This window comes from Pseudomonas sp. GW821-FHT02A11, assembly GCF_059421985.1.
The window spans coordinates 378,764-392,484 of the sequence record NZ_JBWKWB010000001.1 but is presented as its reverse complement, the minus strand read 5'-3'; the positions used below and the strand labels follow the sequence as shown (position 1 = coordinate 392,484).

11 protein-coding genes and 1 riboswitch are annotated in these 13,721 nt (G+C 62.4%); of the genes, 2 read left to right on the top strand and 9 right to left on the bottom strand.

Annotated features, from left to right (window positions below; translation table 11 throughout):
- Window positions 1-58: 58 nt before the first annotated feature.
- The 6 genes from uca to AC07V9_RS01795 form a co-directional block, all read right to left on the bottom strand.
- The gene (uca, locus tag AC07V9_RS01820; RefSeq protein ID WP_495014126.1) at window positions 59-3,700 is read right to left on the bottom strand and encodes an urea carboxylase; all 3,642 of its coding nucleotides are present in this window, start codon (window positions 3,698-3,700) and stop codon (window positions 59-61) included.
- A 122-nt stretch (window positions 3,701-3,822) separates the two neighbouring features.
- Entirely contained in the window at window positions 3,823-4,446 is a 624-nt protein-coding gene (locus tag AC07V9_RS01815) for an urea amidolyase associated protein UAAP2 (protein WP_495013979.1), read from the bottom strand.
- 11 nt (window positions 4,447-4,457) lie between these two features.
- A complete protein-coding gene (locus tag AC07V9_RS01810; protein ID WP_495013978.1) occupies window positions 4,458-5,183 on the bottom strand; it encodes an urea amidolyase associated protein UAAP1 in 726 nt (241 codons plus the stop codon).
- A gap of 12 nt (window positions 5,184-5,195) precedes the next feature.
- Window positions 5,196-5,960, bottom strand: coding sequence for an ABC transporter ATP-binding protein (locus AC07V9_RS01805; protein ID WP_495013977.1), 765 nt, complete (start codon window positions 5,958-5,960; stop codon window positions 5,196-5,198).
- Window positions 5,957-6,772, bottom strand: coding sequence for an ABC transporter permease (locus AC07V9_RS01800; protein WP_495013976.1), 816 nt, complete (start codon window positions 6,770-6,772; stop codon window positions 5,957-5,959). The genes AC07V9_RS01805 and AC07V9_RS01800 overlap by 4 nt, the downstream gene beginning before the upstream one ends.
- Before the next feature lie 27 nt (window positions 6,773-6,799).
- A complete protein-coding gene (locus tag AC07V9_RS01795; protein WP_495013975.1) occupies window positions 6,800-7,867 on the bottom strand; it encodes a putative urea ABC transporter substrate-binding protein in 1,068 nt (355 codons plus the stop codon).
- Window positions 7,868-7,924: 57 nt separating this feature from the next.
- A riboswitch (guanidine-I (ykkC/yxkD leader) is annotated at window positions 7,925-8,029 on the bottom strand.
- 278 nt (window positions 8,030-8,307) lie between these two features.
- Here AC07V9_RS01795 and AC07V9_RS01790 point away from each other — a divergent pair.
- On the top strand, window positions 8,308-8,820 hold the full coding sequence (locus AC07V9_RS01790) for a hypothetical protein (RefSeq protein ID WP_495013974.1): 513 nt from the start codon (window positions 8,308-8,310) through the stop codon (window positions 8,818-8,820).
- A gap of 202 nt (window positions 8,821-9,022) precedes the next feature.
- Here the strand turns inward: AC07V9_RS01790 and dspII are convergent, their stop codons facing one another.
- The gene (dspII, locus tag AC07V9_RS01785) at window positions 9,023-10,135 is read right to left on the bottom strand and encodes an enoyl-CoA hydratase/isomerase DspII (protein WP_495013973.1); all 1,113 of its coding nucleotides are present in this window, start codon (window positions 10,133-10,135) and stop codon (window positions 9,023-9,025) included.
- Between the two features lie 169 nt (window positions 10,136-10,304).
- On the opposite strand from dspII, the gene ung reads away from it, so the two are divergent.
- On the top strand, window positions 10,305-11,000 hold the full coding sequence (gene ung, locus AC07V9_RS01780) for a uracil-DNA glycosylase (protein WP_495013972.1): 696 nt from the start codon (window positions 10,305-10,307) through the stop codon (window positions 10,998-11,000).
- Window positions 11,001-11,182: 182 nt separating this feature from the next.
- On the opposite strand, the gene AC07V9_RS01775 is transcribed toward ung, so the two are convergent.
- Together AC07V9_RS01775 and AC07V9_RS01770 are read right to left on the bottom strand one after the other, a co-directional pair.
- A complete protein-coding gene (locus AC07V9_RS01775) occupies window positions 11,183-12,214 on the bottom strand; it encodes an AbrB family transcriptional regulator (RefSeq protein ID WP_495013971.1) in 1,032 nt (343 codons plus the stop codon).
- Window positions 12,207-13,721 carry a tripartite tricarboxylate transporter permease gene (locus tag AC07V9_RS01770; protein ID WP_495013970.1) on the bottom strand — a complete coding sequence of 505 codons (1,515 nt, stop codon included), beginning with the start codon at window positions 13,719-13,721 and terminating at the stop codon, window positions 12,207-12,209. Before AC07V9_RS01770 ends, AC07V9_RS01775 begins: the two co-directional genes overlap by 8 nt.

Genomic DNA, 13,721 nt, shown 5'->3' with positions numbered 1-13,721 from the left:
CGTTTCGCGCTTGAGCACGAAAGGCGATGGGCCGTACGCATCGCCTTTCATGGGAACGCTAGCTGTTTTGACTGTCCGAGGCCTCTAGAACAACCACCCGCTGCCCGGCACGCACCGCAGAGCCCGGTTGCACGCGAATCTCGCGTACCACGCCAGAGCAGGGCGCCAGCACGGGGATTTCCATCTTCATCGATTCCAGAATGACCAACGGTTCCCCCGCATCGACCCGCTGGCCCACCTCGACCTGCACCTGCCACAGATTGCCAGCAATATGGCTGTCTACGCTGGTCTGCCCGGATTGCAGCGGTGCTTCTTCAGCGGTTTCGGCCAAGGCCTCGTCGCTTTCGAAAGTGGCCTGACCGTTGGCGATCCAGCGCTCGCGCTCAGCATTGAACGCGCCTTGCTGTTGCGCACGGAAGGCCGCGATGCTCTCGGCTTCCTTCGCCAGAAACCCTTTGTAATCGGCCAGATTGAGCGTGCTGTGTTCGATCTGCAGCGGATAACGACCGAGGGGGAAGTCGCGGCGGATCTTCAGCAGTTCGTCGGCGCTGACCGGGTAGAAACGAATCTGGTCGAAAAACCGTAGCAGCCACGGCTTGCCATCGTAGGCTTCGACGGCGCGGTAGCGATTCCACATCTGCAGCGTACGCCCGACGAACTGATAACCGCCGGGCCCCTCCATGCCGTAGACGCACAGGTAGGCGCCACCGATGCCCACCGAGTTCTCGGCCGTCCAGGTGCGCGCCGGGTTGTACTTGGTAGTCACCAGGCGATGACGCGGGTCCAGCGGCGTTGCAACCGGAGCGCCAAGGTAGACGTCGCCCAGGCCCATCACCAGGTAGCTGGCGTCGAACACCGTGCGCTGCACTTCGTCCAGATTGGGCAGGTCGTTGATGCGGCGAATGAACTCCAGGTTGCTCGGGCACCAGGGCGCGTCCTTGCGCACGGTGGTCATGTATTTCTCGATGGCCAGCTGACACGCCGGGTCGTCCCAGGACAGTGGCAGGTGCACGATGCGCGAAGGCACTTCGAGGTTTTTGCTGGCGCACACCGCGTCCCATTCACCGGCGACGATCTCTAGCAGCTCGGTCAGCGGCATTTGCTCGGGCTGGTAGTGAACCTGCAGCGAACGGATGCCGGGGGTGAGGTCGATCACGCCCTTGAGCTGTCTATTTTCCAGCGCTTGCATCAGCGCGTGGCCGCGAAAGCGCAGGACCAGATCCAGCTCCGGGGCGCCGATTTCCAGCAGCAGGTGGGTGTCGCCGGAGAGGCGGGCGACCAGGCGGGTGTCGTCGGTGCCGATGTCGAGCACAATTGGCGAGACGATGAAACTCTCCTGTGGAAGCGAATTCATTCGCGAGAGGGACTGACCGGCGACCGAGGTGCCTGCATCGCGAATGAATTCGCTCCCACAGACAACCAGTGCTCGGGCGGCTTCGACGCTCACCGGATGAAACCGCACCTTATCGCCAGCCTTGAGCTGCCCCAACTGCCCAAGGTCGGCCTCGATGATCGTCACGGGGCAGACGAACCCGCCCAGGCTCGGCCCGTCCGGCCCGAGGATGACCGGCATGTCCCCGGTGAAATCCACCGCGCCAATGGCGTAAGGGTTGTCGTGAATGTTCGAAGGGTGCAACCCGGCTTCGCCGCCGTCGGCCCGCACCCATTCCGGCTTCGGCCCGATCAGGCGCACGCCGGTGCGGCTGGAGTTGAAGTGCACTTCCCAATCGGTGGCAAAAAAAGTCTGGATGTAGGCTTCGGTGAAGTATTCCGGCGCGCCATGAGGGCCGTAGATCACTCGAATATCACGCACGGCGGGCAGCTCGGCGATCTGCTCGGCAGCCAGTGTTTGCCCTGCGCTGCGATCTTCCAGAGGCGCAATGTGCACCACATCCCCCGCACGCAAGGCGCGACCGCCATGGCCACCAAACTGGCCCAGGGTGAAGGTGCTTTTGCTGCCCAGATAATCCGGCACATCCAGCCCGCCGCGCAGGCACAGGTAGCTGCGTGCGCCTGCACCTGCGATGGTGCCGAGGGCCAGGGTGGAGCCCGCCGGGATCAGCAATGCTTGATTCATCGGTTGCGCCTGACCATTGAGCGTGAGCGCAATCACAGCCCCGGTCACGGCGACCACAGCATCGGTATTGAAGCGCAGGGTCGGGCCGCTCATGGTGATTTCCAGCGCGGCGCAGCCTGGCGGGTTACCCAGCAAACCGTTGCCCAGACGCAGCGCGCGACTGTCCATCGGCCCTGACGGCGGCACGCCCACGGCCCAATAACCGAGGCGTCCTGGATAGTCCTGCACGCTGGTCTGGGTGCCGCCGCTCAGCACTTCGAAGGTGTCGGCGTGATACACCAACCCTTCCAGACAGCGGGTCCAGGGTTGGCCGCTGGCGAACGGGGCATCGGTGATGATCTGGCGCAAATAATCTCGGTTGGTTTCCACGCCGTACAAGCGCGTTTCGCCCAGCGCCCGTTCCAGCCCTTCGGCAGCAGAGGCGCGATCCGGCGCCCAGCAGATGACCTTGGCGATCATCGGGTCGAAAAATGGCGGGATCTCGCAACCCGCTTCAACCCAGGTGTCGATGCGCAGGTGCTTGCCATCGGCAGGCGGGAAGTGCACCGAGGTCAGCAGGCCTGGGCTTGGCTGAAAATCGCGTCCCGGATCTTCGGCGTAGAGGCGCGCCTGAATCGCATGGCCCTGCGGTTTCAGCTCGGCTTGCAGGTCAGACAGCGGCGGCAGATCGCCTGCGGCCAGTTGCATCATCCACGCCACCAGGTCCACGCCCCAGACCTGCTCGGTGACCCCGTGCTCGACCTGCAGGCGGGTGTTCACTTCGAGGAAATAAAAGCGCTGATCGTCGCTGTCGAAGACGAACTCCACAGTGCCCGCGCTGCGATAACTCACCGCTTTGGCCAGCTTGATCGCTGCCGCGCACAGCGCGTCGGCCATGCCGTCGGGCAGGTTCGGCGCCGGGGTTTCTTCGAGCACCTTCTGGTTGCGCCGCTGCACCGAACAGTCGCGCACGCCAAGGGCGATCACTTCGCCACGGCCATCGCCGAACACCTGCACTTCCAGATGACGCGCGCGCTGAATGTATTTCTCGATGAACACGCCGGCATCGCTGAAATTGTTCTGCCCCAGGCGTTTGACCGCCTCGAACGACTCGTTCAGTTCACTGGCGCTACGAAACACGCGCATGCCGATGCCGCCCCCGCCCGCTGTGCTTTTCAGCATCACCGGGTAGCCGATGGCTTCGGCGGCGCTCAACGCAGTCTCGACGCTGTCGAGCAATTCGGTGCCTTCGAGCATGGGTACCCCATGCTGTCTGGCCAGCGCGCGGGCGGTGTGTTTAAGGCCGAACACGCGCAGTTGTTCGGGCGTCGGGCCAACAAAGGCAATTCCTGCGTCCTCGCACGCCTGAGCGAATGCGGCGTTTTCGGAGAGAAAGCCGTAGCCCGGATGAATCGCCTTGGCGCCGGTGGAGTGCGCGATGGCGAGGATCTTGTCTACGGCCAGATACGTCCCTGCCGCGCCGCCCTCGCCGAGGCTGTGGGCCTGATCGGCTTCGAGAATGTGCAGGCTGGCGGCGTCGGCTTCGGAATAAACCGCCACGCCCTCGACATTCAAGGCGCGCAGGGTACGCAGGATGCGGCAGGCAATGACGCCGCGGTTGGCGATCAACAGTGTGTCGAACATGTTTTTACCCCAGGGATCGACAGTCATCGACCCCGCACCGGGTAGCGGGCCGTCCCGCTGTGGTACGCGTTGCGCGAAGGCCGTCCTTTGCGCCGAAAACGTTCGCTGAAAACCTGTGCTGCTTAATCCCAGACCCGCAGTTCAGCGGGCGTCGGGTTGTAGCCGTTGCACGGGTTGTTCAGTTGCGGGCAGTTGGAGATCAGCACGATCACGTCCATTTCCGCGCGCAGCTCGACGTATTTGCCGGCCCCGGAAATACCGTCTTCGAAGGTCAAACCGCCTTCAGCGGTGACCGGCACGTTCATGAAGAAGTTGATGTTCGGACTGATGTCGCGCTTGCCCAGACGACCGTCGTGCACGCAGGCGCGCAAATAGTTGTCGCGGCAGCTGTGCATGTGCTTTTTTTCCAGCGCGTAACGCACCGTGTTGCTCTCTTGCGCGCAGGCGCCGCCGAGGGTGTCGTGGCGCCCGCAGGTGTCTTCGACGATGGTCAGCATCGGCTTGCCGAGGTTGGAGTACAGCACGCTGCCTTTGCTCAGGTACACGTTATTCTGCCGACGCAGCGTGCGTTGCACGTCATAGCGTTCGCGCGGGTTGGCCAGGCTGTAGAACAGCGTGTCGACGGCCTGATTGCCTTCGAGGTCCAGCAGGCGCAGGGTCTGCCCGGCCTTGAGTTCGGTCAGCGACGGCTCGCCTGCCGGGATGTGGGTGATCGAAACCGGGGCGTGGGTGTGTGCAGTGCTCATGGCAGGCCTCCTCAGGCGAACAGGCGATCGGTGTTGATGAAGCCGCGCACGTTCTCTTCGCGCGAGGTGCGGCAGTGTTCGGCGACGCTGGCGTCGGCCTTCATCCAGCTCAGCATCACCGGCTGGGGGGCGTACTCGGGGTTGGGGTCCATCGGGTGTTGCAGTGCGGTGAGCACCACCAACGTGTCCATGGGGGCGTACAGCTCGATGTAATCGCCAGCATTCGAATTGTCGGGCACGAAGGCGAGGGCGCCGTGCTCGTCAACGTTGACCCGGCTGAACAGGTTCAGGGTCATCATCAGGTCCGACAGGCCCAGGCCCCACTTGCCCATCTCCACCAACAGGTTGTCGGCGCCGTTGCGAAAGAAGCCGTTGCGCCGTTCCTGATAGCGGCCCAGGCCGTATTTTTCGGTGACTTCCTCAGCGCACAGCACGCCGCCGATGCTATCGCTCCAGCCACAGGTGTCGGCGGTGATCGCCGCCAGTACGCGGCCCATGTCCGAGTACAGGCAATGGCCTGTGGAGAGCTTGGCGGTGTGTTGGCATTTGAGGCTGTCAGGCAGGTTCAGGCGCTCGGTTTTTTCATGAGCGTTGAACATCGTCAGGCTGACGTTAGCGTTGCCGTTGAGGTCGGTCAGGCGCAGCAATTCGCCGCGCTTGAGCACGAACGAGAGGTGGCCGCCGCCGGGCAGCAGGTCTTCGGCGAATACCGGGAATGCAGCAGTGGAATCAGTCATGGTTCAAATCCTTCAAGCCGTTTGCAGCGATTCAATGGCCGCGCGGGCAGCGCGACGATCGCTGTTCAGGGGAATGTCGTAAGTGATGCGGGCGCCGTAGGCACCGGGGGCGTGGGGGTCGTGACGGACCTTGTCGAAGACCATCAGGCGCGTGCCGAGGTTGAAGCCTTCGGACAGGTCGTGGGTGACCATGAATACCGTCAGGTTCGTCTCACGCCACAGCTCCAGCAGCAGGGCGTGCATGTCCTTGCGGATGCCGGGGTCGAGGGCACCAAACGGCTCGTCGAGCAGCAACACGCGAGGCTTCATGATCAGCGCCTGAGCGATGGCCAGGCGTTGCTGCATGCCGCCGGAGAGCTGCGTCGGGTATTTGTCCAGCGCATGCCCCAGGCCAACCTTGTGCAGCAGCGCCGAGGCCTGCTCCCGAGCATCGCGTTTGGCCTTGCCGAACAGCCGGCCGAGCAACGCCGAACGCGGCAATTCCAGACCCAATGCGACGTTGTCCAGCACCGATAGATGCGGGAACACCGAATAGCGCTGAAACACCACGCCGCGGCTGGCATCCGGCTCTTTGGCCAACGGCTGGCCGTCGAGCAGGATCGTCCCTTTGCTTGGCACTTCCTGGCCCAGCAGCAGGCGCAGAAAGGTCGATTTGCCACAGCCCGAGGCGCCGACCAAGGTGCAGAACTCGCCCTCGGCAATGCTCAGGTTCAGGCCTTCGAGCACCACTTGATCGCCGTATTGTTGCCAGACGTTATTGACCGAAATGAAGCTCATGGCCGCGCCCCCTCGTACCAGGGGAAAGCTTTGCGGGTCAGGGCTTTCAGGCCCCAGTCCATCAGCCAGGCGAGGAGGGTGATCCAGACCACGTAAGGCAGGATCATGTCCATCGCCAGGTAGCGCCGCACCAGAAAGATCCGGTAACCCAAGCCATCAGTCGAGGCGATGGCTTCGGCGGCAATCAAAAACAACCACGCCGAACCCAGCACCAGTCGCAGCGAAATCAGCAAACGCGGCAGCAGCTGTGGCAGGACCACCCGCAGGATCAGCGTCCAGGTCGAGGCACCCAGGGTCTGTGCCTTGATCAGCAGCTCGACCGGAATCTCCCGGGCGCGCTGTTCCAGATCACGCGCCAGGACCGGAGTAATCCCGATCACGATCAGCATCACTTTCGACAGCTCGCCCAGCCCGAAGACGATGAACAGGATCGGCAGGATCGCCAGCGGCGGCACCATCGACAGCACCGTGAGCAGCGGCGACAGTGGCGCGCTGAACAGCGGCAGCACCCCGGACGCGATGCCCAGGCACAGGCCGACAATTGCGCTGATCGCAAGGCCAATGGCCAGGCGTTGCAGACTGGACGCGGTGTCCTGCCAGAGCAGGTAGTGGCCGGTGCGTTGATCGGGAATGATCGCCACACGTTTGATCGCGTCAGTCATTTGCACGGCGCTGGGCAGCAGCTTGTCGTTGGGGTTTTCCGTCAGTCGCGTTGCCGAGCCTGTGAAGTAGGCGAACAGCAACAGGGCGAACGGCAAGATCACCAGAATGAGGCGGCTGGCGCCATCGGGGCGACGGTTTATCAAGCGCATGGCAAATAACCTGTGGGGAGCCGATTCTTACAACTTGCCGTCAACGGCCATCTGCACGTAGCTCGGGTCGAAATGCAGCTTGAGATTGCCCTTGTCGCCTTCAATCACGCTGTTGGCAAAGGTCATGCCCACTGCGCTTGCATCCTTGGCGCCTTCGCCGAGCAGGCCGTGCTCGAAGGAGAAATCGGCAACCTTGCGCATGGTGGCTGGCAGCTGTTTGCTGGTGGCGAATTCCAGGGCTTCCTTAGGCGTGGCGAACAACTTGGTGGTGTCCAGCTGCGACTGGAAACCGGCCAGATCCGTGCCAGAGGCCTTGGCCATGTGTTCCAGGGCTTCTTTGGATTGCGCGTTATTGGCGTTCATCAGCGCGACGACTTCAAACCATGCACCGGTCAGCGCTTTGCCCAGCGCGGGGTTGTCTTTGAGGGTCTGGGTGTTGACCACCATCATGTCCATGATCTCGCCGGGGATCTTGCTGGAGTCGAACACTTCGGTGACCCCAGGCTTGGCCTTGATCTGCGAGAGCATCGGGTTCCAGGTGGTGACGGCCTTGACCTGATCGGTGTTGAAGGCAGCGGCGATGTCGGCGTCCGAGGTGTTGACGACCTTCAGATCTTTCTCGGTCAGGTCCACCGAATCCAGTGCGCGGGCCAGCAGGTAGTGTGAAACCGACAGCTCCACCAGATTGACGTCCATGCCCTTGAGGTCGGCGACTTTCTTGCCCGCCCCCTTGATGACGATGCCATCGTTGCCGTTGGAGAAGTCGCTGACCACCAGCGCCGTGCTTTCCACGCCGCCCGCAGCCGGGATGGTCAGGGCGTCCATGTTGGTCATGGTGCAACCGTCGAACTGGCCGGCGGTGTACTGGTTGATGGATTCGACGTAGTCGTTGAGCTGGGTGACCTTGATGTTGATGTCGTACTTCTTGGCCCACTTGTCGACGATGCCTTGCGTCCCTGCGTATTCCCAGGGCATCCAGCCGGCGTAAATCGTCCAGCAGACGTTGAAGTCCTTTTTCGGGGCGGCGGTGGCCGAGAGGCTGAGGGCGGCGAAGGCGCCTGCGGCGAGTAGAGCGAATAGACGGGACTTTTGCATTGAAACCTCCAGTAGCGAAAAGGGCGGTCAGGAGCACGGCGACACCACTGGTGTCCTGTCTCCCGGGCTTTTATCCCGCCGTGTAACCTCTACTGGAGGTCGCCGACTCTCGGACCAGCCACCCGCTTTTCCAAGCGGGCCGGAACCCTAGTCGGCTATTGCAGATTGTGGTGCCGCGAACCTGAGTTGACTCCTGCACAAGGTTTTGTAAAGCGAGAGGCGTGCCAAGTTGCGGGGGCCCTTGCGCAGGCTGGGCCGTGGCGAAAACAGCGGTTTTTCAAGGCGACAACCGTGCACCGTTGCAGGGCGCCGTCCGGCGGGCGGGGCTTGGATCAGGGCACTCGGGAGGGATTTTGCAGTCTGACCTTACGTTCTCGGCAGTTTTGGGAACGCCGACCAGCGCCGCTGGCTCGAGCTCTATCGCGGTCCAGGAGGCCGCCATGTATCGACGAAGCTTGCTTACCGTATTGATGACGTTGTCTCTCGCAGGATGTTACGGAGGCTATTACGAATCAGAAACGTACACGCAGCCGGTTTACAGCAGTAGCTATAGCGGCGGTTACGTGTACGAAGGCTATCGACCCTATGGGCCGACCGGGTATTACGGCGGTTCTTCGGTCTACTACTCGTCGCCACGTTATTACTCGGCACCTCGCTACTATTCGCCACCCCGGTATTACGCGCCGCCTCCACGCTATTACGGGCCCGGCCCTGGCTACGGTGGCCGTCCCGGTTACGGCGGTGGGCACTGGAATGGCGGGGGAGACGGCTATCACGGCGGCGGCTCCGGTTATCGTCCACCGCCCCAAGGCCCAAGACCCGGCGCAGGTGGTGGGGGCTGGAATGGCAATCACGGCGGTGGCCCTGGCCCCGGCAGACCGGGGGGCAACATGCGCCAAGACGGGAATTTCGGCCGTGGCGGTCATGGCGGACCGGGCGGTGGGAATCGCTAAGACCCAATGAAAGCGGCGCTCTCAGGAGCGCCGTTTTTTACGGGCATTAATGGCATCGAACGCACAACACCCTGCCGGTGGGGGCGAATTCATTCGCGAAAAATCGTACAGACGATAAAGCTGTGTCGCCTGCATCCACGTCTCGCGAATGAATTCGCTCCCACAGGAAGCGCAAGGGCAAGCCCGCAGTCGCTGGCCCGGCCTAATACCCCGACAAGTCCGCCAAGGGATGCCGCCCCTCCCACGCCTTTTCGAAATGTGCGTCGACCACTGCCAACGGGACCTTCGCGATGTCCTGCCAATGCCAGTGGGGCGTGTGATCCTTGTCGATAAACCGTGCCCGAACGCCTTCACCAAACTCGGGATGACGGCAGCAATTGAGGCTCATGCAGTACTCCATCTGAAACACCTCGGCCAGGGACATGTGCCGCGCCCGCTGGATCTGTTCCCATACCAGCAGGGCCGTCATCGGGCAGCCCTCGATCAGCGTCCTGGCCGCCTTGGCCAGCAGCGCATCCTGGGCGTGTAACTGATGCTTGAGGGCATTCCACGCGCAGGGTGCGTCGGCGACATCCAGCAGTTCGTCGATCTGCTGGCGACGGGGCAACCATTGTGCCGCAGGCAGTTGCCCAAGTGCTTCCTGCTGCAGCGCCTTGAACAGGCTGTTGAGTTGCACACCGGTTTGTTCCTGCCAATTGAGTTGCAGCAGGCGGTCGATCATTTCTTCCTGTTGGTCATCGAGCAGAAAGCGATCGGCCAGGTCCAGATCCAACGCATCGCGCCCGTTGATGTGCGAGCCGGTGAGCCCCAGGAACAACCCCAACTTGCCCGGCAATCGCGACAGAAACCAGCTGGCGCCGACATCCGGGTACAACCCGATGTTGATCTCGGGCATCGCCAAGCGGCTACTCGGTGTGACCACGCGAATGCTCGCGCCTTGCAGCAGCCCCATGCCGCCGCCGAGCACATAGCCGTGGCCCCAGCAGATCAGCGGCTTGGGGTAGGTGTGCAGCTTGTAGTCCAGGCGATATTCCGCTGCAAAAAATTGCTCGGCCAGGGGTGGGACCTTTCCGGGTTTGCCGCGAGCCGCTTCTACCAGCGCGCGCACGTCACCGCCTGCGCAAAACGCCTTCTGGCCATTGCCGCGTAACAGCACGCACACGATCTGTGGGTTGCTGGCCCAGGCATCAAGGCGATCCTGAAGGGCCAGAATCATGGGCAGGGACAGTGCGTTCAGGGATTTTTCCGCATCCAGCGTGGCGATGCCCAAGCGGGCGCCGTCGGTTCCGGTGAGCTCTTCGAATTGCAGATTCATCGTGACCTCGTGTTCGTGGGACGGGGCATCTTCAGGGTTGTGAGTCCCCCGGATGCCGGGAAGTTGCACGCAAGCGATGCTCAAGAGTGTAGGAAAGCCGGGCTGCGCTGCGCTGGAAATATTTGGCCACAGCCCCTAAAGTCCGCGCATTGATTTTGCGGATATGACCATGACTGACGATGATCGCATCAAACTTGAGCCCAGCTGGAAGCAGGCCCTTCGCGAGGAGTTTGAAAAGCCCTACATGGGCCAACTGCGTGAATTCCTGCGCCAGGAGCACGCCGCCGGTAAAGAGATCTACCCACCAGGGCCGCTGATCTTCAATGCCTTGAATTCGACGCCACTGGACAACGTCAAGGTGGTCATCCTTGGGCAAGACCCGTATCACGGGCCGAAACAGGCCCATGGCCTGTGCTTCTCGGTGCAACCGGGTGTGCCTGCGCCGCCGTCGCTGGTCAACATCTATAAAGAGCTCAAGCGCGACCTCAACATCGACATCCCCAATCACGGCTACCTGCAGTCGTGGGCCGATCAGGGCGTGCTGATGCTCAACACCACCCTGACCGTCGAACGCGCCAACGCTGCTTCCCACGCGGGCAAAGGCTGGCAGCATTTCACCGACAAGATCATCGAAACCGTCAGCGCCCACCAGCCGCATCTGGTGTTCCTGCTGTGGGGCTCCCACGCCCAGAGCAAGAAAAAGCTGATCGATGCGTCCAAACACCTGATCCTGACCGCCGTTCACCCTTCACCCTTGTCGGCCTATAAAGGCTTCATCGGGTGTGGGCATTTCGGCATGGCCAACAAGTATCTGCAGCAGAATGGTTTGGCACCGATTGAGTGGCGGTTGCCGGCGGTGGTTTGATCCACTGCGGCGGCGCCGAGCTTGTAGGAGACGTCGGAGGTTACGACGGCAGCGATAGCGGTAGGTCGGGCGCAGATGGATTGTCTGACCCACCGCTTTCGCCACCGTCGTAACCTCCGGAAGCTCCCACAGGTTATGCAGTGATCCAGCCTCGTGCATGACCATGGAGAGGCCATCCCGTGTCAGGCTGGCTGTTTGTTCCAATACCTGAACAACGGCTCCGCCAGAAACAGCACGAACAACAACCGCATCACTTGCATCGCGGTCACCAGCGGCACCGACAGCTGCAACACTTCGGCCGTCAGGCTCATTTCCGCGATCCCGCCGGGCATCATGCCCAGGGTCAGCGAACGCAAGTCCAAGTGCGTCGCTGCGCTCAGTGCCCAGGCACACAGCGCCGCGATGCTCATGGTCAACGCCGTACCCATCAGCGTGCGCCCTATGAAGGAAGGGGCGCGGCGGAAAAACGCGCGGTTGAAGTGGCAACCCAGACCACTGCCAATCAGCCATTGGCCGAGCTGGCTGCCGCCATTGGGCAAGCCGATGTGCAGATCGAAACTGACACTGACGATCGCGCTCACCAGCAACGGCCCGAACAGCCACGGGTTGGGCTGTTTCAAGCGCTGCCAGCCCCAGGCAACCAGCGCGCCCAACGGAAACAACACCGCCAGCCACGTCCAGTCCACCACCGTTGCGTGAGTGGGCGGGCCGCCGTTGCCCATCAGGTATTTGAAGATCGCCGGCACGCACAGCACCACCGCCAGCACCCGCAGACTCTGACCCGCCGCAACATTGGCGAGGATTGCGCCATTGCGCGCGCCGAGGTTGACCATCTCTCCCGAGCCGCCGGGCATGCTGGAGAAGAACGCCGTGGCGCGGTCTTCACCGGTGCGCAGCATCAGCCACACGCCGACTACGCTGGAAACGCTGGTCACCAGTGCGCCGATGAAGATCAGGCCGAAATGCGAGAGAACTTGTTCGATGACCACCGGGGTGAAGTGCAGGCCGATGCCGATGCCGACCACCCATTGGCCGCATTTGCGGCCGCCGGGGATTTCAGCCAGCTGCCACGGGGTGAGGCAGCGGACCAGGATGATCGCCAGAAGCGAGCCGACCATCCAGGGAAGGGGCCAGCCGACCTGACTGGCGAGGTATCCCCCCAGCAGGCCGACCAGCGGCGTTCCCCACCACGTCTTGAAGGGCCGGTCAGACATCGGCCAGTGCGCGACGCTGAACGCTGCGCTTGCGCCAGATGCGTATCAGCGGCAGCACCAGCATGAACACGGTCACCACCCAGACGCCGAGGGTGATCGGGCTGGACCAGAGGATATCCAGCGAGCCGTTGGAGATCGACAGCGCGCGACGCAGGTTTTGTTCCATCAAACCGCCGAGGATAAAACCCAGCAGGATCGGCGACAGCGGGAAGTCCAGCTTGCGCAGGATGTAACCGAAGATGCCGATGCCGACCATCAGGAACAGGTCGAACGTGGTGGCGTGAACCGCGTAGACGCCGATCCCGGTGATGATCGCGATCACCGGCACCAGCGCCCAGTTCGGCACGGCGAGAATGCGGGTGAAGATGCGGATCATCGGGATGTTGAGGATTACCAGCATGATGTTGGCGATGAACAACGACGCGATCAGGCCCCAGACGATGTCCGGTTGCTGTTGGAACAGCAGGGGGCCCGGGGTGATGTTGTACAGCGACAGCGCGCCGATCATCACCGCCGTGGTGCCCGAACCCGGTACGCCCAAGGTGAGCATCGGCACCAGCGCGCCACAGGCGGTTGCGCCGATAGCGGTTTCAGGAGCGGCCAGACCGCGCATGTCACCTTGTCCGAATTTTCCGCTCGCGCCTGCGATACGTTTCTCGGTCATGTAGGTCACGGCGCTGGCCAGGGTGGCACCGGCTCCCGGCAAAACGCCCATGATGAAGCCCATCAGGCCGCAGCGGATGTTGACCGCGAACACCGACGCCGCTTCCTTGAAGTTGAACATCATGCGCCCGGTGGCTTTTACCGCTTCCTGGCCGCGATGGGTTTTCTCCAGCAAGAGCAGGATTTCGCTGATCGAGAACAGGCCCAGCACCAGCACGACGAACTGAATGCCGTCCGCCAGGTGGATGTTGTCGCCGGTAAAACGGTACACACCGCTGTTGGCGTCGATGCCGATGCTCGACAGGAACAGACCGATCAGCGCCGCGACAAAGGTCTTCAGCGGTCGATCACCGGCCATGCCGCCGAGGCAGACGATGGCGAAAACCATCAGCACGAAATATTCCGCGGGCCCAAAGGCAATCGCCCACTTGGCCAGCAGCGGGGCGAACATCACCATGCCGCAGGTGGCGATGAACGCGCCGATGAACGAACTCCATGCCGACAGCGACAAGGCCACGCCCGCCATGCCTTGACGGGCCATCGGGTAACCGTCCAGCGCGGTCATGACGGTGGATGCTTCGCCAGGAATGTTGAGCAGGATCGAGCTGATACGCCCGCCGTACTCGCAGCCCAGGTACACCGCTGCCAAGAGGATCAGAGCTGACTCAGGTGGCAGGCCGAGGGCAAAGGCGATGGGAATCAACAGCGCCACGCCATTGATCGGGCCCAAGCCGGGCAGCAGGCCGACGATGGTGCCGATCAAGGTGCCGGAAAGGGCAGTGACCAGGTTGTACGGGGTGAGTGCGACGCCAAAGCCTTGGCCTAAGTAACCGAGAGTGTCCAT